Origin of the sequence: Streptomyces sp. NPDC051051 (assembly GCF_040682975.1) — a bacterium.
GTDB lineage: Bacteria > Actinomycetota > Actinomycetes > Streptomycetales > Streptomycetaceae > Streptomyces.
The window spans coordinates 1-18,323 of record NZ_JBFBCB010000045.1 but is presented as its reverse complement, the minus strand read 5'-3'; the positions used below and the strand labels follow the sequence as shown (position 1 = coordinate 18,323).

Genomic DNA, 18,323 nt, shown 5'->3' with positions numbered 1-18,323 from the left:
TGCGTAGACGCGCATGCCGTGATTCCTGCTGTACATGACGGGAGAGTGCCGCCATCGTCAGGCCACCGGAAACCTGCCACCGAACGGCCCGGGCCGGTCGCCCGAGGCGGAAGTCGTGAATAGGATCCGCATCGTCGGCATCACCGGAGCCGTCCTTCTCTCGTCATTCCTGACAGCTCTCGACAGCACCGTCGTGAACGTCGCCCTTCCGAAAATGGGCAGGGAACTTTCCCTGAACGAAACAGAGCTGAAGTGGGTGGCGGCTGTTTACCCGCTGGCTCTCGCCAGCTTCCTGCTGCTGGGCGGGCACCTGACGGACACCAGGGGCCGGCGTTGGACCCTGGTGACAGGGCTGGCGGTCTTCACGGCTTCGTCGACGTGCTGCGCCCTGTCCGCCACAGGGACGATGCTGACCTCTTTTCGAGGCGTGCAGGGCATCGGCGCCGCTCTCATCCTGCCCGCCTCACTGGCGATTCTGTCCCACGACCTTCCACTCCGGGCACGCACGGCGGCCTTCGGCGCCACCATGGCCATTCTTGCTTCTTCGCTGGCCCTCGGTCCGGTGATCTCGGGCGTGGTGACACAGTATTCGGGGTGGCGGTGGCTCTTCCTCATGAACATCCCCATCGGCCTTGCCGGCCTTGCCGTCGGTTCTGTGGCAGTTCCACGCCGAGGCCCTGACCGAACTGACTCGCAAACTCTTGCCGCCGTCTCGTTGCGCATGATCGCGTTGGCGTGCGTCTCGTGCGCGGCCGCCGTCTACTGCCTCATCGAGGGCCCGGCATATGGATTTACGAGACCTCCGCTCATCATCGCCGGATGCATCGCCGTGATCGGGTCGGCAGCCACTTGCCGCACGACTGCGAATCACCGCAACGCGGCTCTCAAGCTGTTGTTCCGGAAGAAAGCTTTCACCGGCGGACTCATCACCCAACTGCTGTGGGGTCTGGGAGTGAGCGGCGTCTACTTCTACACCTCCTTGTTCCTGCAGAACGGAATGCGACTCGATCCGACGACCGCCGGCCTGGCCTTCACCCCCGTGGCGTCGGCACTCCTGCTGACCGCCCCGTTCGTGGCGCCTCTGGCCAGGCGCTGGGGCGACCACCGTGTCTCGGCGGTGGGTCTGACCTTGGTGGCCACCGGATTGCTGCTGGTCGCGCTGGGAAGCGTGAACGGCGTCCTGGTTCACCTGCTGCCCGGGCTGTCGGCCGTCGGTGTGGGCTCGGCCCTGGCCCTGCCGCTGACAACTCGGGCCTTGGAGGCGTCGCCCAGTCACTTGTCCGGCTTCGCAGCGGGCCTCTTCTCCGCCACCCGCGAGTTGTCAGGGGTGTTCGGCATCGCCTTCGTAGGCACGGTGGTGACTTTCGTGCAGCATTCCTCGGCCTCCGCGGAGGCGTCCCCCGCAGCCGCCTTCCTCGCCGGGTACCAGACCGGGCTGTGCATCGCCGCCGTGCTGGTGGCGGCCGCCGTCCCGGTCGCCGTGTGGGCCCTGCGGACTCGCCCCGTGGACGGTGGTGAGCAACGGCGCCCCTCCGTCCGGACTCCCACCGAGGGGCGTGGCTGAGGTGCCCTCTGCAGCCCCGCACGGTGAGCGGCTTCCGTCTTGCCGCCTGCGGGAGGGTTTTCCGGCCCCCTCCGGGGCCCGGCGTTCGTCATCCACTTCCGGACCTGCTTCGGCCGCAGAGCGAAGTGGCGCCGCTTGCCGTGCACGAGCTCGTCGACCCATCGCGATCGAGGGTGCAGGCGGGGCCCGGATCCGTCTGTCTCCGGCATGGGAAGGACCTCGGACGAGGCGGCCGGGGCGGCTCGGGGGAAGCCCGTCGAGGCGTGCCGAGTCCGAGGGGTCCAACGTGCCTGGTGCCACCCTCGCCTGTCCTGACCCGGCCACGCTTTGCCGCCTCGACGAGTCCGGTCTCGTTGTCGCCGGGCAACCGATCGAGTGGGCATGGCCGAGGTCCGGTCGAAGATCGCCGACCGCAACGCCGCTCCACCGGAAGGCGGTTCGACGCTGCGGTCGGCTTCTTCGGGGGCCGGTGGGCCTCTGAGGCCCTTCAGGGCGAGTTTCCCTCCGGGCTCCCGCCACTCGTTCGGTCCTCGTGGTTACGGCAGCCCGTGCACGTGCGCCCCCACCGTGCTCGACCACGCGTTGCCCGCCGTCGCGTCCCAGTTCGTGGACCAGGTCATCGCGCCGCGGAGGTCGGGGTAGGTGCGGGACGGTGTGAAGGTGCCGCAGGAGGTGCCCTTGGTCAGGCAGTCCAGGGCGTTGTTGACGACCGTGGGGGAGACGTAGCCGCTGCCCGCTCCGCGGGTGGAGGCGGGGAGGCCGAGGCCCACCTGGGAGGGGGCGAGGCCGCCTTCGAGCTGGATGCAGGCCAGGGCGGTGAGGAAGTCCACGGTGCCCTGGCTGTAGACCTTGCCGTCGCAGCCCAGCATCGAACCGCTGTTGTAGTACTGCATGTTGACGACCGTGAGGATGTCCTTCACGTTGAGGGCCGTCCGGAAGTAGGAGTTGGACGTCGACTGCATGTCGATGGTCTGCGGGGCCATCGTGAGGACGAGGGACGGCCCCGCCTTCGCCGACAGCGAGCGCAGCGCCTGCGTCATGTAGGTCGCGTCGAGGCCGTTCTCCAGGTCGATGTCGACGCCGTCGAAGCCGTACGTCTGCATCAGGGTGTGGAGGGAGTTCGCGAAGTTGGCCGCGGAGGTGGGGTCGTTGACGGTCACCGTGCCGCGTTCGCCGCCGACCGAGATGACGACCTTCTTGCCGGCCGTCTGCTTGGCCTTGATGTCGGCCTTGAACTGGTCGACGGTGTAGCCCTTCAGGCCGGCCGAGTCGAGGGTGAAACCGACCGCGCCCGGAGTCGTCGTCGCGTCGGCGAAGGCGACCGCGATGATGTCGTACTGGGCGGGGACGTCGGAGATCCGCTGGACCGTCGCGCCGTTGTCGAAGTTCTGCCAGTAGCCGGTCACGGCGTGCTTGGGCACCGGGCCCCCGCCGCCCGGTCCGGTCGCGGCCGTCCGCCCGGTCACCGCCGACGACTTCACCGACTCGCCGGCCGCGTTCGTCGCGGTGACCTGGAAGGAGTACGACGTGGCCGCCGCGAGCCCGGTCACGGTGGCCGAGGTGCCGGTCACCGCCGTCACCTTCGTACCGTCGCGGTAGACGCCGTACCCGGTCGCGCCGGAGACCGCGTTCCAGGCCAGGGAGACGGACGAGGACGTCGTGGCGGAGACCGTGAGGCCGGCCGGGGCGGACGGGACCGTGGGGGCCGGGTCGGTGCCCCCGCCGCCGTCGGGGCCGTACACCGAGACGTCGTCGGCGAGGTAGGCCGCCTGGCCGTACCAGCCGTGCAGGTGGACGGTGACCGAGGTGGTCGACGCGCCGGTGGAGAACGTCGTCGACAGCTGCTTCCAGGCGGTGGAGTCCGGGGTCCAGGTCGAGACGTCGGTGGTGCCGGTGCCGGTCGCGCCGAGGTAGGCGTAGCCGCCCTGGACCCAGGCGCTCAGCGTGTAGGTGGAGTTGGGCCTCACGGCGACCGTCTGGCTGCAGCGGGCGTTGTCCTGTCCCGCCGGGGTCGCCTTCAGCGCGGCAGTGCCGCCGTGCACGGGGGAGGCGACGGTGGTCCCGCTGCCCGCGGAACACGTCCAGTTGCCGAGGCCGGACTCGAAGCCGCCGTTCCTGGCGTTGTTGACGTCCGCGGCGGACGCCTGGCCCGTGCCCGCGAGGGTGAGGGCGAGCGCGGCGGTGACGGCTCCCGACCAGAGCCGGGCCGATCTTTTAAGTGGGGACATGACAATAAGTTGGTCCAGACCAATTCTGTTGTCAAGAGGCCCGCCGACGGTCGGCCCGCTCGGGCAACCTGCCCCGTTTTGCAGTGACTTGCGTGAAGATCCGTCCGCAGGGGGTCACGGAAAGCTGTTCTCCGGCCACAGAGGCGTGGATACAGTGCTGAGGTAGTCACGCAATGAAGTCACCTCGGTGCGCCGGAGTAACTCCCGGTGGACCGGACCGCGGGAATCGGGGAGCTGCGCGTGCCAACTGCCATTGCCGTGACCGGCGCCGACCTGGCCCTGCCGCCGCAGGACGAACGCACCGTGCCCGCCGCCGTGCTCGACGGCCTGGACCGCCGGCCCCTCGACCAGGCCGTCGCCGACGTCCAGACCCTCCTCGACCAGCACGGGCACCTCGTCGTCGTGTACTCGCGGGCGGTCCCCGCCGCCGTCGAGCAGCGGCTGCACACCGTCCGCTCGCTCCTGGAGAGCGACCGCATCGCCTTGTTCCGACCGGACCTGCCGCCCCTCGGACTCGCCGTCCTGACGCGCCAGTTGCGCCAACTCGCCTCCTGCGACCTCAGCCCCGGCGTGCTCGCCTCGGCCGGCCGGCTGCTCACCCACTACATCCATGCCGGCGCGCTCCTCGCCTCCGTGGCCCGCCTCGACCGCGTCCCCGTCGGCCTGACCTCGCACGCCCGGTCGTGGATGCCCGGCAGCCAGTTCGCCGTACTGGCACACCCCCAGCCCCAGCTGGTGAAGGCCGGGCCGGAAACGGTCCTGCCCGGACCCGAGTTCGACACCTGGATGCTGGTCGCCCGCGGCCGGCTCCAGTCCGACTGGGTCACCGGCACCCTCGCCCCCGCCTGGCGGACCCGGGGCCTGCGCGAGACGGAGGCGCCCGCCGAGTCCGCCGCCTGGTGGGGCACCGACAAGCTGATCGAGTTCTGCGCCTACCTGCCCGACCTGTCGGTCCTCTACCAACTGGTCACCTCGGTCCGCCAGACCGTGTGCCACTGGTGCGGCATCGACGTCATCGGCGACCTCTGCGTCTTCTGCTCCGCCACCCCGCCGCCCGCCTCCGAGCCCCGCCCCGCCCGTGCGCTCACCGGCGGCGGCCCCCCGCACCGCGCGCTCACCACGGGCGGCTGAGCCGGACGAGGCCCACCGACCGCGAGATCCGCCCCGGTCCGTCCCGGACGGCCCGAACGCGAAACCGCCGACGCCCCTCCGCCACCGCCCACCACGTCCCCCGCCCGCCCCGTCGCCGCCCACCACGTCCCCCCGCCCGCCACCGTCCGCTCGATCCGACCCCCAACGAGGTTGCACCGGTTCATGAACTCCCGTCAGCGCCGCGGCGTGATCCTCCTGCTCCTGTCGGTTCTGTGCGCCCTCGGCGCCTTCGCCGGCGTCCTCTCCGTCATCGACGACGTGCAGTCCAAGGTCGGCCCCGAGGTCACCGCCTACCGGGTCAGGACCGACGTGGCGCCCTACGCACCCCTCACCGCGGACCAGTTCGAGAAGATCGAGATGCCCGAGCGCTGGCTCTCCGGGAACGCGGTGACCGACCTCGCGGGCATCCGCGGCAAGATCGCCGTGACGACCCTGAAGAAGGGCTCCCTGCTCCAGAGCGACATGATCGTCGACCAGCCCGCCCTCCAGGCCGGTCAGCAGGAGGTCGCCATCATGATCGACGCGGCGACCGGCGTCGCCGGGAAGATCACCCCGGGTTCCGCCGTCAACGTCTACGCCACCTTCGAGGGCGCCCGCGAGAGCGACCCCGACCAGTCGAAGATCATCGTCACCAACGCCCGCGTCCTCGACGTCGGCGACCTGCGCGCCCTGAACCCCGACAAGGACGACCGCGGACAGCAGCTCACCGAGGCGGTCCCCATCACCTTCGCGCTGTCCACCCTCGACGCCCAGCGCATCACGTACGCCGAGTCGTTCGCCAAGCGCGTCCGGCTCGCCCTGGTGGCGCCCGGCACTCCCACCACGGTCCCCGACAAGGACCGCACGTACGAACTCGTCACGGACAAGTGAGGGCCGCCGCCATGCCCACGAGGATCCTCCCGGCCGTCGGCGACGCGGACGCGGTCCGCTCCCTCACCAGCCTGCTCGGCCAGCTCCCCGACGCCGAACCCGTCACCCCGGTCGCCGACTCCACCCAGCTCGTCGACACCCTCGCCCGCCTCGCCGCCGAGTCGGTGGACGAACTGCCCGAGGTCGTCATCGTCCACGAGCGCATCGGTCCCGTCCCCGCCCTGGAACTGGTCCGCGACGTCGCCCTGCGCTTCCCCGCGGTCGGCGTCATCCTCGTCACCACCGACGCCGGCCCCGGCCTCTTCTCCGCCGCCATGGACGCCGGCGCCCGCGGCCTGGTCACCCTGCCCCTCGGCTACGAGGACCTCGCCCACCGCGTCCAGGCCGTCGCCCAGTGGTCGGTCGGCGTACGACGCCATCTCGGCCACGGCGGCGACGTGTTCACCGGCGCCGGTGGCACCGTCGTCACGGTCAGCGGCGCCAAGGGAGGCGTCGGCGCGACCCTGCTCGCCGTCCAGCTGGCCCTCGCCGCGCAGGCCTCCGGCCGCCCCACCGCCCTCGTCGACCTGGACCTCCAGGCCGGCGACGTCGCCTCCTACCTCGACGTCCAGTTCCGCCGCTCGGTCGTCGACCTCGCCGCGATCACCGACCTCTCGCCCCGCATCCTCGCCGAGGCCGTCTTCCGCCACGACACCGGCGTGGCCCTGCTGCTCGCCCCCGGCGAGGGCGAACGCGGCGAGGAGGTCACCGACCGCGCCGCCCGCCAGATCATCGGCGCCCTGCGCTCCCGCTACGAGGTCGTCGTCGTCGACTGCGGCGCCCAGCTCGGCGGAGCCGGCGCCACCGCGGTCGAGATGGCCGACCGCGCCCTGCTCGTCACCACCCCCGACGTGGTGGCCGTCCGCGGCGCCAAACGCACCGTCCGCATGTGGGACCGCCTCCAGATCCGCAAGGCCGAGGAGACGACGGTCGTGGTCAACCGGCACAGCCGCGCCACGGAGATCCAGCCCGCGCTCGTCCAGAAGATCACCGGTACGCCCGTCGCGGCGACCACGGTCCCCGCCAACTTCAAGGAACTCCAGTCCGCCGTGGACGCCGGCCGCGTCCACGCCCTCGACGGCAAGGGCACCGTCCGCCAGGCCATGTGGGCCCTCGCGGGCGAACTCGGCCTCGTCGCGGCCCCGGAGGGCTCGCAGCACCGCAGGTCCGGCCGGGCGGGGCGCGGCGGCGACCGGGGGGCGGCGGGATTCCGCCGCAGGAGGGAGTGACGTGAGACCACGGCGACCGACACCACGACGACCGGCCTTGCCGACATCACGGAGACCGGGGCCAGGGCGGCACGGAGGCGACCGGGGCCAGGTCACCGTCGAGCTTCTCGGCATGACCCCGCTCATCATCGTGACCTTGGTGGTGGTGTGGCAGTTCGTGCTCCTGGGATACACGTTCACGCTCGCGGGGAATGCTGCCGACGAGGCGGTGCGGGCGGGGACGGCGGCGCATCGGGGGGAGCGGCAGGCCGTGTGCGAACAGGCGGGACTGGACAAGCTGTCGGACGCGTGGCGCTCCGGCGCCACGGTCAGCTGCCCGACGTCGGGCGGATACGTGACGGCGACCGTCACCCTCCGGGTCCCGGTCCTGTTCCCGGGCGCGATCGACTTCCCGTTCGAGGTGAAGGGCCACGCCGGTGCCGTGGAGGAGGAGGACGACTGACATGGGCGGCGGACGTCGGAGAAGTGACCGGGGACAGGTCGCCCTGGAGTACCTCGGCTTCCTGCCGATCCTGCTGTTCGTCGCGCTGGCCGCCGTACAACTGGGTCTGATCGCGTACGCGGCGCAGCAGGCGGGTACGGCGGCCAGGGCCGGGGCCCGCAGCGCGTCGCTCGGCGAGGGCGCGGGGGGAGCCTGCCGGGGCGCGGTCAGTTCCTGGCTCGCCGACGGCACCAGCTGTGCCCCCGAGGACCTGGGCGAGGAGGTCCGGGTCATCTCCACCGTCACCATCCCGTCCGTCATCCCCGGCATCGGGGACTTCGGCGAGGCCCACCGCACGGCCACGATGCCCGTCGACCACTGAGTCCGGCCCCACCACCGAGTCCACGACCGAACGCACCGAGGAGGAACCGGAGATGAGCCTGCGGGCCCGCATCACCTCGCCCGAGGAGCACGGCGGCCGGGGCGAGGACGGCCACCTGGTCGCCTCCTACCGGGTCAAACTCCTGGAGGAGATCGACCTCGCCGAGATGAGCGCACTGGCGGCGGCCGAGCGCCGGGCCCGTCTGGAACGGGTGCTGGGGCACATCATCAGCCGCGAGGGCCCGGTGCTGTCCACGACGGAGCGCGCACAGCTCATCCGCAGGGTGGTCGACGAGGCGCTGGGCCTCGGCATCCTCGAACCGCTCCTGGAGGACGCCTCCATCACCGAGATCATGGTGAACGGCCCGGACGCGATCTTCGTCGAACGGGCCGGCCGGGTCGAACAGCTGCCGCTGCGCTTCGCCTCCGACGACCAGCTCATGCAGACGATCGAACGCATCGTCTCCACGGTCAACCGCCGCGTCGACGAGACCAACCCGATGGTCGACGCCCGCCTCCCGTCGGGCGAACGCGTCAACGTGATCATCCCCCCGCTGTCCCTCACCGGCCCCACCCTCACCATCCGCCGCTTCCCGCGCTCCTTCACCCTGCACGAACTCATCGGCTTCGGCTCGCTGGACGAGCCGATGCTGTACCTGCTGGCGGCACTGGTGCAGGCGAAGTTCAACATCATCGTCTCCGGCGCGACCGGCACCGGGAAGACGACCCTCCTGAACGCCCTCTCCGGGCTCATCCCGGAGCACGAACGCATCATCACCATCGAGGACTCGGCCGAACTCCAGCTCCAGCAGTCCCACGTCATCCGCCTGGAGTCCCGGCCCCCGAACGTCGAGGGCAAGGGTCGCATCACCATCCGCGACCTGGTCCGCAACTCGCTGCGCATGCGTCCCGACCGGATCGTGGTGGGCGAGGTCCGAGGCGGCGAGTCCCTGGACATGCTCCAGGCGATGTCGACCGGTCACGACGGCTCCCTGGCCACCGTCCACGCCAACAGCGCCGAGGACGCGCTGATGCGGCTCCAGACGCTGGCGTCCATGTCGGACGTCGAGATCCCCTTCGTCGCCCTGCACGACCAGATCAACAGCGCGGTGGACGTCATCGTCCAGCTCACCCGCTTCGCGGACGGGACCCGGCGGGTGACGGAGATCGCACTGCTCGACAGCCACGGCGGGGAGCCCTACCGGCTGGCGACCATCGCCCGCTTCAACGCCCGGCCGATGGGCGCGGACGGCCGTATCCACGGCGTCTTCGCGTACCACCCGCTGCCGCGCCGCACCGCCGACCGCCTCTACATGGCGAGCCAGCCGATCCCGCAGGCCTTCGGAGTGGCCCGCACGCTCGACGAGTTGACCACCAGAGAAGCCCGATAGCCCGACAGCCCGCCGGCCCGGTGACCAGAGAGCCCGAGAGCCCGACAGCCCGACAGCAGACCTTCGCGACAGCGCGGCCCGGACGGAAACGGAACAGGACAGGACAGGCAGGACCCCACATGACCCTCCAGAACCTGATCACCCTCACCACCGGCGTGAGCCTGCTGACCTGCTGCCTGGCCGTCGTGGGCGTGCACACCTACGCACGGGGCCGCGCCCAGCGGGCCGCCCTCGTCGACCGCCTCACCGCCACCGGCCAGGTCCCCCCGACCGGCCGCCGGCGCCGCTTCCGCACCCTGGACCGCCGCCTGCGCCGCACCGACCTCGGCCGCACCCTGGAACTGCGGCTGACGGCCACCGGCCTGGACGTGACGCCGGGCGAGTTCCTCGCCTACATGCTGGCGGCGGTCGCGGCCCTGTGGCTGATCGGCCAGGCCACCCTGGCGCCCTTCTTCGGCCCCCTGGCCGGACTGCTCGGCATCTGGGCCGCCTGGCAGTTCCTCAACTGGCAGCGCCAGAAACGCATCGAACGCTTCATCAACCAACTCCCCGAACTGGCCCGCATCCTGGCCAACGCCACCAACGCGGGCCTCGCCCTGCGCACCGCGATCGGCATGGCCGCGGAGGAGCTGGAGGCCCCCGCCGGCGAGGAACTGGCCAAGGTCGCCAACCAACTGGCCGTCGGCCACTCCCTGGACGACGCCCTCGGCGAACTCGCCGACCGCCTCCCCTCCCGCGAACTCGTCGTCCTGGTCACCACCCTCGTCCTGTCCAACCGGGCCGGCGGCCAGGTGGTGGGCGCCCTGCGCAACCTCACGGAGACGCTGGAGGAGCGCAAGGAGACCCGCCGCGAGGTCCGTACCCAGCTGTCCCAGGTGAACATGACCTCCTACGCGGTGCCGGCGCTGGGGGTGGGCGCCCTGTTCCTCATGGACAGCGTCGCGGACGGCACCCTCGACCGCATGACGGGATCGGCCGCCGGCCAGGCCAGCGTGATCATCGCCTTCGCCCTCTACGCCGTCGGCTTCGTCCTCATCCGCCGCATGTCCCGCATCGACGTCTGAGGACCGAGGACTTCGGGACCGAGGACTTCGGGACCGAGGGAGGAATCGACCGCCATGGAACTTCTGCTCGCACTCGTCATGGGCCTCGGCGTCTGGGGCGTCTTCGCCGGCCTGCGCATGTACCGCGCGGAGGTGAAGCTGCCCAGCGACCTCGCCCTGGCGCTGGAGGTCGGCGCCACCCGCACCGGTGCCGTCGGCTCCCTCGTCGACCGCCTCGGCATGCGGTACGCCCCCGCCGTCCTGCGGCTCATGGGACCCCGGCAGGTAGCCAGATACCGCCGCAGGATCGACCTCGCCGGCAACCCCGGCGGCCTGACGATCGACCGCTACGCGGCCCGCCGGGCGGTCTACGGGGCGATCGGCGCGCTCGGTGCACTGGCCGCCCTGCTCCAGGGCAGCTTCTTCCTCGCCCTCCTCATGACCGCGTTCGGCCTGTTCTGGTCCGAGGTCGGCATCTGGTCGGCGATCCGGGTCCGCAGGGACGCGATCGAACGCACCCTCCCGGACTTCCTGGACGTCCTCGCCGTCGTCGTGAGCGCGGGCCTCGGCTTCCGCCAGGCCCTCGACCGGGTGGCGTCCCGGTACGAGGGCCCGTGGGCCGACGAGATCCGGATCACGCTCCGCCAGATGGACCTCGGCGTGAGCCGCCGCGACGCCTTCGCCGAACTCCGCCGCCGCAACGACTCCGAGCAGGTCGCCATGTTCGTCACCGCACTCCAGCAGGGCGAGGAACTGGGCGCGCCGATCGTCGACACGCTGGTCGCGATCGCCAAGGACATGCGCCGTACGGACGCCCAGAACGCCCGCCGCAAGGCCGCCCGCGCGGTCCCCAAGGCCACGCTGATGATCACGACGTTCATGGTCCCGGCCACGATGCTCCTCCTCGGCGCGGGCATGCTGCTGGGCTCCGGCACGGACTTCAGCTCGATCACGGGCGAGTAGGTGAGCGCGATGACGGCCATGACGGCCACTCCGGGGCGACGCGGCGGCCTGCTGCGCCGCCGCCGTACACGGGCGGAGGAAGCCGCTGCGGCGGCCGGCGTTCCTGCCGCGGGTCCGGACCTCGCGGCCGCCCCCGTTTCCGCCGCCGTCCTCGACGGCGCACCCGCGGCCGAGCCCCCGGCCGCGCGGCGGGAGGCCGAGCCGCCCCTACCGCTCCAGGTCAACGCGCTCCAGGCGATGTGCCGCCAGGTCTTCGGCTTCCGGCTCGCCATGATCGCCCTGGCCGCCCCGGCCGCCCTCCTCAACGCCTCACCGGGCCTGGGGACCCGCCTGGTCGGCGCGGCCGTGGTCATCACCTTCATGGGCTCCTACGTCCTCTTCCGGGACTGGGAACGCTTCGGCCCCCTCCTGCTGCGCCACCCCACCCTGCTCGCCGTGGACACCCTCTTCGGCACCCTGTTGCTGATCTCCGCGGGCCCCGACACCACGCTCGCCTACGTCAGCGTCTGCACCCCCCTCCTCGCCGGCATCGTCTACGGCTGGCGGGGCGCCGCGGGTTTCGCCTCGCTCCAGTCGCTGATCCTGCTGCTGGTCCACGCCACCCTGGAACGGGAGTCCGGTGCGAGCCTCGCGGAGAGGCTGCTGCTCCCCGGCTTCTGCGTCATCACCGGGGCCGTGGGCTCCACCCTGCGCGGCCTCATGCTCCGCTTCGGCACCGCGACCCTGGCGCTGACCACGGTCAAGGCCCGGCTGGCCGTGACCCAGGCGGTCGCGGCCGAACGGGCCCGGCTGGCCCGCGACATGCACGACTCCGTCGCCAAGACCCTGCACGGCGTGGCCCTCGCGGCGGACGGCCTGGCCCGTTCGGCCGGGTCGGCGACCATGGACCCGGACCGCGTCCGGCAACAGGCCGAACTGGTCGCCCGCGCCGCCCGCCGCGCCGCCGCCGAGTCCCGCGAACTCCTCACCGACCTGCGCCGCGAAACGGACCCGGACCAGGGCGTCGACCTCCTGCACGAACTGGCCGTCCACACCCGCGCCTTCGCCGACCGGACCGGCCTGCCGGCCGTCTACCGCCCCACGGGCGACCGCACCACGCTCCCCGTCCCGCCCGCCGTGGCCCGACACCTCCTGACCATCGCCGCGGAGGCCCTGGAGAACGCCCACCGGCACGCCGGCCCCACCCGCGTCGAGGTACGGGCAGGCGTGCGCGACGGACTCCTCGACGTCGGCGTCCTCGACGACGGACCCGGCCTGCCGCCCGGCACCGACCTCGAACAACTGCGTCGCACCGGGCACTTCGGACTCGTCGGCATGGGGGAGCGGGCCGAGACCGTGGGCGCCCGCATCCGCTTCGGCGAGGGTCTTCACTCCCGCGGCACCGGGGTGTTCCTGCAACTTCCCCTCGCGGCACTCACGACTTCGGCACCATGACCCGCACGCCGTACGACCGGAACCCCCGCCCCACGAGAGGAGGCCGCCCGATGCCGGACCAGCCGCCCGTCACCCCCCTGGGTGACGCCTTCGCACCGCCGCCCCCGTCCATGCCGGTGCGGGTGGTGGTGGCCGACGACAATCCGGTGGTCCGCGCCGGCCTGACCGCCCTCCTCTCCGGCGTGGAGGACATCACGGTGGTCGCGGAGGCCGCCGACGGCCGCCAGGCCTACGAGGCGGCCCTCCACCACCGCCCCGACCTCGTCCTGCTGGACGTCCGCATGCCCGACGTGGACGGCCTCTCCGCGCTGCCCCACCTGGTGCGGATCGCCCCCGTCGTGATGCTCACCTACAGCAGCGAGTCGGAGGTCGTCCAGGAGGCCCTGCGCCGCGGGGCGGGCGGCTACCTGGTGCACGGCGAGTTCACCGTGACGGAGCTGCTCTCCGCGATCCGGGACATCGTGGCGGGACGGGCCCACTTCACCCCCACGGCGGCGACGGCGGTGCTCGCCCACCTCCGCTCCTCCGATGCGACTGCACATGATGACGGATCTTCAGGAGTCTCATTCCCACAGACTTACCGAGAACGGCTTTCGCATGTGCAACCACTTGTGGGACAGTCGGTCGGGGCGCACCAACTCAGCGCGAGGGAGGTGGAGATCATGGACCTGATCGCGGCGGGCCTGACCAACCGGCAGATCGCCGCCGCCTGCTTCATCAGCGAGAAGACGGTCAAGAACCACATCAACCGCATCTTCGCCAAGCTCCACAGCACCAGCCGTTCCGAAGCGGCGGCCAAGTGGCTGGGAACGGCGGTGACCCCGTGACGAGCCGCCGCACCCCCGATTGGGCCCGCGATTGGGCCCTGGGACCCTCCGCCGGGACTCCCGTTCCGCCCTACGTTCCTCATGCCGGTAACGCCTCAAACGGAGGGGAACGCCATGAGCGACCTGATGCTGAAGACCGTCGTCGCGGCCAAGGTCCGGGTGAGCGGCTGGAAGAACACGACGGCCGAGGCCGTCCGTCGCCGCGGCGACCGGGGGCAGACCGCGGTCGAGTACCTGGGCATCATCGCGGTGGTGGTGGCGATCGTGGTGCTGATCGCGAACACGAATCTGGGCCAGACGATCGTGGACAAGCTGAGGACGCAGATCGAAAAGGTGGCTCCCTGATTCGATCTCGCGCGTACGGCGACGCAGGGCAGGTCTTCCCCATCTACCTGACGGTGGTGGCGGGCCTGCTCTTTCTCGCGTTCGCGTACTTCGCGGTCGGCCAGGCCGCGGTGAACCGCAACGGCGCCCAGACCGCCGCCGACGCGGCAGCGTTAGCGGCGGCGCAAGAGACCAGAGACCAGCTTGCGGACCTCTGGATCGTGGATGTCCGGGACCCGGCGAAATGGCAGAACATATTCAACGGTAACGGGGCCGACGACACCTGCTGGCGGGCTTTCGAGCTTGCGGCCATGAACGACGCGGGCAACGTCGAATGCGGCCCGGACGGCCTTCTGGGCTACAGCGTGACCGTCCAGGCGAACAAGCCCATCGGAAGCTCCGTCGTCCCGGGTACGGCGGACAGAAGATCGCACGCATCCGCCACTGCCGTGATCGAGCCGCTGTGCGAATTCGAACTCCCAGGTGAGGAAAGCGAAGGCGATGCACTTCCGAAGCTGACCTGTGAGGGCGGAAGGGACTGGGAACTGGACCCGGAGAACCTCACCGACCTGCCCGCGCCGGAAGACCTCTTCGACGTCCACCTGGCCGACTGACGAGCGAACGACGAGTGGAGAAGGAAGCAGAGTGATGAGGATGCGGTTCACGGCGAAAGCCGGCAGAGGGATGGTCGCGCTGGCCGCCGTGGCCGGGCTGGCCGTCGGCGCGACCGCTTGCAGCGGCGGGGACGGCGACGGCAAGAAGCCCCAGAATTCGACCTCCGCCCCGCAGGGCGACGGGTCGCAGCCCAGTGCGCAGGAAGGCCAGTCGGCGGATCCGCTGGCGGAGGTGAAGGGTCCGAGCGGCCTCCTTCTCCAGATCACGTCCGCGGTACGCGACGCGGGAGGCTTCGTCACCGTGAGCGGTGCACTGAAGAACGACAGCGGAACGAAAGTCGTCATCCCGTCCGCACTGAGTGGCAACGAGACAGAGATCATCAACAACGGGCTGTCGTTGGGGGGCGCGACCCTGGTCGACTCCAAGAGCAAGAAGCGCTACTACGTCCTGCGCGACACGGAAGGCCGACCCCTGACGACGACGGGCTTCTCGGCGCTCAAGGCCGGGGAAACCATCGACGTGTTCCTCCAGTTCCCGTCGCCGCCCGCCGACACGGCCGACGTCTCCTTCCAGCTGCCGCTGTTCCCCAGCGCGGTCATCAAGATCTCCGGGTGAGCCCCGATGACCCCCACCGGACTCGCACCCCGTCAGCTGCCCCTGGCCCTGCTCGCCACCACCCTGCTCCTCCTCACCACACCTCCCGCCCGCGCCGACGACCCCAGCGTCCCGCCGGGCACCGAGCCCACCGCCACCGCCCCCGTGGAAGTGGACCCCAACGACCCCGACCTCAAGCTGCCCGAGGGTGCCACCCTCGCGGAGCCCAAGGTGCTCGACATCAAGCAGGTCGTCGAGGACGAGACCGGGGACGAGCGACGGGAGGACACCAACGCGGACGTGAAGTTCGCCCTCCAGGCGGAAGTCCTCTTCGGCAAGGACAGCGCCAGGCTCAGCGCCGACGCCAAGGCCCGCATCGCCGGGATCGCCGCGGAGATCGAGAAGCAGAACGCCACCCGGATCCGGGTCTTCGGCTTCACCGACAACCTCGGCTCCTCCGCCCACGGCGACGTCCTGTCGAAGCAGCGCGCGAACGCGGTCCAGGCCGCCCTCGCCGGCGACCTGAACGACGCGAACGTCACTTTCGAGGTGCGCGGTTACGGCGAGCAGTACCCCATCGCCGACAACGCCTCGGAGGCAGGCCGCAAGAAGAACCGCCGGGTGGAGGTCACGTTCCCGAGGACGGCGGGCTGACGGGCCGATCTGCTCAGCCGACCGGCCCCTCGCTCTTACCCGGCGTGCTCGGGGCTGATTCGGGCAGTGGGTCGGCGACGAAGGTCCCACGCCCGTGAACGGTCTCGACGAGCCCTCGTTCGCGCAGAACCTGGGCGGCCCGTCGGACGGTGAGGTAGGCGACGCCGTACTCCTGAGCGAGATCGCGCTCCGAGGGCAGGCGGGCGCCGGGCTGGAGTTCCCCGCTTCGAATCCTTGCCTCGACGTGGTTGGCGACGGCGACGTAGATGAGCTGGGATCCCTGCGGGTTGAAGTCGGGCACCTCACTGCGGTCACTCACAAGGGCAACATAGGTCGGCACTGAGCTGCACGAATCTATAGAGAGCTATACATAGCTCTACATGGCTTAGTAGGATCGTGAGCAGACGAGACCCCGGCGACCGCGCGAACGGCCCCGGGGCATGACCACCAGCTTTCAAGGAGCTGATGACAGTGAGCATTATCCATGCGCTGCTGCGCTGGACCCTGGCCGTGTTCGGGCCCGGCACCGGCAGGCGACGGGCGGGCGCGTGCCCCGCCGCGACGGCCCCGGCCCGCGTCCCGGAGAGCCGGCCCGGCCCCGTGGTCGTACCGCTCCCCATGGCCCGCTCCCCGTACGGGCTGCCCGTGCTGCTCGACGGCGCCCGCACCGCCCCGATCCGCCCGTACGTGCTCGCGGCGGAGAGGGCGGCCTGATGGGGACGGAAGGCAGGAGGCCCCGCCCGCCGGTGCGGATGTGCGTGTGCTGCGAGGTGACCACGGAAACGCCGGTGGTGGTCGCCGTGGTGCACCAGAACTCGGGGCCGGGCTTCGTCGTGTACGCGTGCCGGGCGTGCGCCGCGCACTACCCGCCGCAGCCGGACGTCCTCACCGTCCCGCGGCCGCCCGGTCGGACCGGGGACCGGCGGTGACCGCGCCGCCCGGCCCGGCGGCGGACCAGCGCGAGCTGTCGCCCGAGTGCGCCCTGGCGCGCAGGCCCGGATACGAGGACGTGCACGGCGCGTGCGGCCGCCTGCGGGATGTCCCGCTCCCGCACGGCGGAGGCCTGCTGCTGGTGCGCCGCTGCGGCTGCGCCTGCCACCGCCCGCCGACGGGGGACGAGGACCGGGCCGGCCCGTAGGCCCCGGACGCCCGGTGTGCGGTGACGGCGTTCCCCGTCAGCGGATGTCGTGGCCCGGGTGGGTCCGGTCGTAGGCGTGCCGTGCTTCCGCGATGACGGCACGGTGGGCGAGTGACCAGTCGGCGAGTGCCTTGACCAGGTGGGTCAGGCCGGCTCCGGTCTCGGTCAGGCGGTAGTCGACCTGGGCCGGGACGGTCGGGTACACGGTGCGCAGCACGAGGCCGTCGCGTTCGAGCCTGCGGACGGTGAGGGTGAGCATGCGCTGGGAAATGCCGTCGACGGCGCGCTGCAGTTCGCGGAACCGGCGTGGTCCGCCCGCGAGCTCGACGATCACGAGTACCGACCACTTGTCGCCGATGCGGTCCAGGACGTCGCGGATGCCGCAGTCGGGGTGGTCTTCGCGGCCGCAGGGGGCGAGGTCGGCGGGGGTGGTTACCCCGGTGTGCGTGAGTGACATCGAACTGCCTTCTTGAAGCCGACGGGGGCGCGATCAAGGATCAAGCGTAGTTACCGATGAGAACCACGACGGAAGGCTGCGATCGACATGATCCTGGTGACGGGAGCGAACGGGCACCTCGGCTCGGCCACCCTCGCGGCGCTGCGAGCCGGCGGCGCCGCCGCGACGGGTGGCAGCCGCACGCCGGGCGAGGGGATGCGGCACCTCGACTTCGACGACCACGCGAGCCTCGTCCTCACCGGGGTGTCGACCCTGGTGCTGGTCTCCGCCGGTTACGCGGAGGACGACCGGGTCGTCGGGCGGCACGCGGCGGTTCTGGAGGCCGCCGTGCGCGACGGCGTCGGCCACGTCGTCTACACGAGCCTGACCACCGCCGGCGACCATCTCGGCTTCGCGCTCGCGCACCGTGCCACCGAGCGCCTGGTGCGGGCGAGCGGACTGCCGTGGACGATCCTGCGCAACGGCCTGTACGCCGAACTCTTCGGCGGCTTGCTGATGTGGACCGACGACGGTGTGGAATCCGCTTTCGGGGACGGTGCCCTGTCGGCGGTCGCGCGGGGGGACCTCGCCGATGCCGCGGCGGCCGTCGCGGCGGATCCGGCCCGACACGGTGGGCGGGTCCACGACCTTGTCGGTACGCCGATCACGGCGGGGCAGGTGGCCGACCGGCTCGGGGTCCCGCACCGCGCCATCGGGCTAGGCGAGTACCGGCGCAGGCTCCTCGAGGAGACGCCGGGGCTCCTGCCGTTCCAGCCGCCCATGCTCGCTTCGATCGCCACGGCCGTCCGGCACGGCTTCCTGGACGGCACAGCCTCCGACCTCACGGATCTTCTCGGCCGCCCGGCCCGCGATCCACTGGCCACGGCCGTTGCCGCCGCGTCCGCCACCCGGCCGGAAGCAAGCCGCTAGGGCGTGTTTCGAAAGTAGCGTCGTCTGCCCGAAGGGCAGGCCCGGCGGCGTCTGGTGCGTGCGATCGCAAGGCGGAGGGTCGCCCCGATA

The 18,323-nt window shown here is 71.4% G+C and carries 22 protein-coding genes; 19 read left to right on the top strand and 3 right to left on the bottom strand.

Going from position 1 to position 18,323, the window contains the following annotated elements:
- The first annotated feature begins 34 nt into the window (after positions 1–34).
- Positions 35–1,564 (top strand): MFS transporter, encoded by a 1,530-nt coding sequence (locus AB0N31_RS28325; protein WP_366061271.1) that lies wholly within the window; start codon positions 35–37, stop codon positions 1,562–1,564.
- Positions 1,565–2,100: 536 nt separating this feature from the next.
- Here the strand turns inward: AB0N31_RS28325 and AB0N31_RS28320 are convergent.
- The gene (locus AB0N31_RS28320) at positions 2,101–3,792 is read right to left on the bottom strand and encodes a glycoside hydrolase family 18 protein (protein WP_366061270.1); all 1,692 of its coding nucleotides are present in this window, start codon (positions 3,790–3,792) and stop codon (positions 2,101–2,103) included.
- A 240-nt stretch (positions 3,793–4,032) separates the two neighbouring features.
- Here AB0N31_RS28320 and AB0N31_RS28315 point away from each other — a divergent pair, with 240 nt between their 5' ends.
- The 14 genes from AB0N31_RS28315 (at position 4,033) to AB0N31_RS28250 (ending at position 15,729) form a co-directional block, all read left to right on the top strand.
- A complete protein-coding gene (locus AB0N31_RS28315; RefSeq protein ID WP_366061269.1) occupies positions 4,033–4,923 on the top strand; it encodes a hypothetical protein in 891 nt (296 codons plus the stop codon).
- A 183-nt stretch (positions 4,924–5,106) separates the two neighbouring features.
- Entirely contained in the window at positions 5,107–5,814 is a 708-nt protein-coding gene (gene cpaB, locus AB0N31_RS28310) for a Flp pilus assembly protein CpaB (protein ID WP_366061268.1), read from the top strand.
- An 11-nt stretch (positions 5,815–5,825) separates the two neighbouring features.
- Positions 5,826–7,082, top strand: a complete 1,257-nt coding sequence (locus AB0N31_RS28305; RefSeq protein ID WP_366061267.1) for an AAA family ATPase — start codon at positions 5,826–5,828, stop codon at positions 7,080–7,082.
- Between the two features lie 112 nt (positions 7,083–7,194).
- Entirely contained in the window at positions 7,195–7,524 is a 330-nt protein-coding gene (locus AB0N31_RS28300; protein ID WP_366061266.1) for a pilus assembly protein, read from the top strand.
- Between the two features lies 1 nt (position 7,525).
- Positions 7,526–7,885 (top strand): TadE/TadG family type IV pilus assembly protein, encoded by a 360-nt coding sequence (locus AB0N31_RS28295; protein WP_366061265.1) that lies wholly within the window; start codon positions 7,526–7,528, stop codon positions 7,883–7,885.
- Positions 7,886–7,937: 52 nt separating this feature from the next.
- A complete protein-coding gene (locus tag AB0N31_RS28290) occupies positions 7,938–9,275 on the top strand; it encodes a CpaF family protein (RefSeq protein ID WP_366061264.1) in 1,338 nt (445 codons plus the stop codon).
- 119 nt (positions 9,276–9,394) lie between these two features.
- Positions 9,395–10,339, top strand: coding sequence for a type II secretion system F family protein (locus AB0N31_RS28285; RefSeq protein WP_366061263.1), 945 nt, complete (start codon positions 9,395–9,397; stop codon positions 10,337–10,339).
- A gap of 54 nt (positions 10,340–10,393) precedes the next feature.
- The gene (locus AB0N31_RS28280; RefSeq protein ID WP_366061262.1) at positions 10,394–11,281 is read left to right on the top strand and encodes a DUF5936 domain-containing protein; all 888 of its coding nucleotides are present in this window, start codon (positions 10,394–10,396) and stop codon (positions 11,279–11,281) included.
- A gap of 9 nt (positions 11,282–11,290) precedes the next feature.
- Positions 11,291–12,715, top strand: coding sequence for a histidine kinase (locus AB0N31_RS28275; protein WP_366061261.1), 1,425 nt, complete (start codon positions 11,291–11,293; stop codon positions 12,713–12,715).
- A gap of 50 nt (positions 12,716–12,765) precedes the next feature.
- A complete protein-coding gene (locus AB0N31_RS28270) occupies positions 12,766–13,542 on the top strand; it encodes a response regulator transcription factor (protein ID WP_366061260.1) in 777 nt (258 codons plus the stop codon).
- A 114-nt stretch (positions 13,543–13,656) separates the two neighbouring features.
- Positions 13,657–13,887, top strand: coding sequence for a hypothetical protein (locus AB0N31_RS28265; RefSeq protein ID WP_366061259.1), 231 nt, complete (start codon positions 13,657–13,659; stop codon positions 13,885–13,887).
- On the top strand, positions 13,884–14,480 hold the full coding sequence (locus tag AB0N31_RS28260) for a pilus assembly protein TadG-related protein (protein WP_366061303.1): 597 nt from the start codon (positions 13,884–13,886) through the stop codon (positions 14,478–14,480). Before AB0N31_RS28265 ends, AB0N31_RS28260 begins: the two co-directional genes overlap by 4 nt.
- Positions 14,481–14,514: 34 nt before the next feature.
- Positions 14,515–15,096 carry a hypothetical protein gene (locus AB0N31_RS28255; protein ID WP_366061258.1) on the top strand — a complete coding sequence of 194 codons (582 nt, stop codon included), beginning with the start codon at positions 14,515–14,517 and terminating at the stop codon, positions 15,094–15,096.
- Between the two features lie 6 nt (positions 15,097–15,102).
- Positions 15,103–15,729, top strand: coding sequence for an OmpA family protein (locus AB0N31_RS28250; protein ID WP_366061257.1), 627 nt, complete (start codon positions 15,103–15,105; stop codon positions 15,727–15,729).
- 13 nt (positions 15,730–15,742) lie between these two features.
- Here AB0N31_RS28250 and AB0N31_RS28245 read toward each other — a convergent pair whose 3' ends face one another.
- Complete coding sequence (locus AB0N31_RS28245) at positions 15,743–16,048, bottom strand: winged helix-turn-helix domain-containing protein (RefSeq protein WP_366061256.1); 306 nt, start codon at positions 16,046–16,048, stop codon at positions 15,743–15,745.
- A gap of 146 nt (positions 16,049–16,194) precedes the next feature.
- Between AB0N31_RS28245 and AB0N31_RS28240 the strand changes: the two genes are divergently transcribed.
- The 3 genes from AB0N31_RS28240 to AB0N31_RS28230 are packed head-to-tail and all read left to right on the top strand — an operon-like array spanning position 16,195 to position 16,867.
- Positions 16,195–16,443: a hypothetical protein gene (locus AB0N31_RS28240; RefSeq protein ID WP_366061255.1), complete on the top strand. Its 249-nt coding sequence runs from the start codon at positions 16,195–16,197 to the stop codon at positions 16,441–16,443.
- Between the two features lie 56 nt (positions 16,444–16,499).
- Complete coding sequence (locus tag AB0N31_RS28235) at positions 16,500–16,658, top strand: hypothetical protein (protein ID WP_366061254.1); 159 nt, start codon at positions 16,500–16,502, stop codon at positions 16,656–16,658.
- Positions 16,655–16,867: a hypothetical protein gene (locus AB0N31_RS28230; RefSeq protein WP_366061253.1), complete on the top strand. Its 213-nt coding sequence runs from the start codon at positions 16,655–16,657 to the stop codon at positions 16,865–16,867. Before AB0N31_RS28235 ends, AB0N31_RS28230 begins: the two co-directional genes overlap by 4 nt.
- A gap of 37 nt (positions 16,868–16,904) precedes the next feature.
- On the opposite strand, the gene AB0N31_RS28225 is transcribed toward AB0N31_RS28230, so the two are convergent.
- Complete coding sequence (locus AB0N31_RS28225) at positions 16,905–17,324, bottom strand: helix-turn-helix domain-containing protein (protein WP_366061252.1); 420 nt, start codon at positions 17,322–17,324, stop codon at positions 16,905–16,907.
- An 87-nt stretch (positions 17,325–17,411) separates the two neighbouring features.
- Here AB0N31_RS28225 and AB0N31_RS28220 point away from each other — a divergent pair, with 87 nt between their 5' ends.
- Positions 17,412–18,233, top strand: a complete 822-nt coding sequence (locus AB0N31_RS28220) for an NAD(P)H-binding protein (protein WP_366061251.1) — start codon at positions 17,412–17,414, stop codon at positions 18,231–18,233.
- The last annotated feature ends 90 nt before the right edge of the window (positions 18,234–18,323 follow it).

What these genes read in the sequence shown, in the direction of transcription:
- AB0N31_RS28225 (WP_366061252.1), bottom strand. Translation starts at nt 17,324, where the DNA reads ATGTCACTCACGCACACCGGGGTAACCACCCCCGCCGACCTCGCCCCC.
- cpaB (WP_366061268.1), top strand. Translation starts at nt 5,107, where the DNA reads ATGAACTCCCGTCAGCGCCGCGGCGTGATCCTCCTGCTCCTGTCGGTT.
- AB0N31_RS28320 (WP_366061270.1), bottom strand. Translation starts at nt 3,792, where the DNA reads ATGTCCCCACTTAAAAGATCGGCCCGGCTCTGGTCGGGAGCCGTCACC.
- AB0N31_RS28255 (WP_366061258.1), top strand. Translation starts at nt 14,515, where the DNA reads ATGAGGATGCGGTTCACGGCGAAAGCCGGCAGAGGGATGGTCGCGCTG.
- AB0N31_RS28295 (WP_366061265.1), top strand. Translation starts at nt 7,526, where the DNA reads ATGGGCGGCGGACGTCGGAGAAGTGACCGGGGACAGGTCGCCCTGGAG.
- AB0N31_RS28265 (WP_366061259.1), top strand. Translation starts at nt 13,657, where the DNA reads ATGAGCGACCTGATGCTGAAGACCGTCGTCGCGGCCAAGGTCCGGGTG.
- AB0N31_RS28275 (WP_366061261.1), top strand. Translation starts at nt 11,291, where the DNA reads ATGACGGCCATGACGGCCACTCCGGGGCGACGCGGCGGCCTGCTGCGC.
- AB0N31_RS28305 (WP_366061267.1), top strand. Translation starts at nt 5,826, where the DNA reads ATGCCCACGAGGATCCTCCCGGCCGTCGGCGACGCGGACGCGGTCCGC.
- AB0N31_RS28280 (WP_366061262.1), top strand. Translation starts at nt 10,394, where the DNA reads ATGGAACTTCTGCTCGCACTCGTCATGGGCCTCGGCGTCTGGGGCGTC.
- AB0N31_RS28270 (WP_366061260.1), top strand. Translation starts at nt 12,766, where the DNA reads ATGCCGGACCAGCCGCCCGTCACCCCCCTGGGTGACGCCTTCGCACCG.
- AB0N31_RS28300 (WP_366061266.1), top strand. Translation starts at nt 7,195, where the DNA reads ATGACCCCGCTCATCATCGTGACCTTGGTGGTGGTGTGGCAGTTCGTG.
- AB0N31_RS28285 (WP_366061263.1), top strand. Translation starts at nt 9,395, where the DNA reads ATGACCCTCCAGAACCTGATCACCCTCACCACCGGCGTGAGCCTGCTG.
- AB0N31_RS28240 (WP_366061255.1), top strand. Translation starts at nt 16,195, where the DNA reads ATGACAGTGAGCATTATCCATGCGCTGCTGCGCTGGACCCTGGCCGTG.
- AB0N31_RS28290 (WP_366061264.1), top strand. Translation starts at nt 7,938, where the DNA reads ATGAGCCTGCGGGCCCGCATCACCTCGCCCGAGGAGCACGGCGGCCGG.
- AB0N31_RS28220 (WP_366061251.1), top strand. Translation starts at nt 17,412, where the DNA reads ATGATCCTGGTGACGGGAGCGAACGGGCACCTCGGCTCGGCCACCCTC.
- AB0N31_RS28325 (WP_366061271.1), top strand. Translation starts at nt 35, where the DNA reads ATGACGGGAGAGTGCCGCCATCGTCAGGCCACCGGAAACCTGCCACCG.
- AB0N31_RS28250 (WP_366061257.1), top strand. Translation starts at nt 15,103, where the DNA reads ATGACCCCCACCGGACTCGCACCCCGTCAGCTGCCCCTGGCCCTGCTC.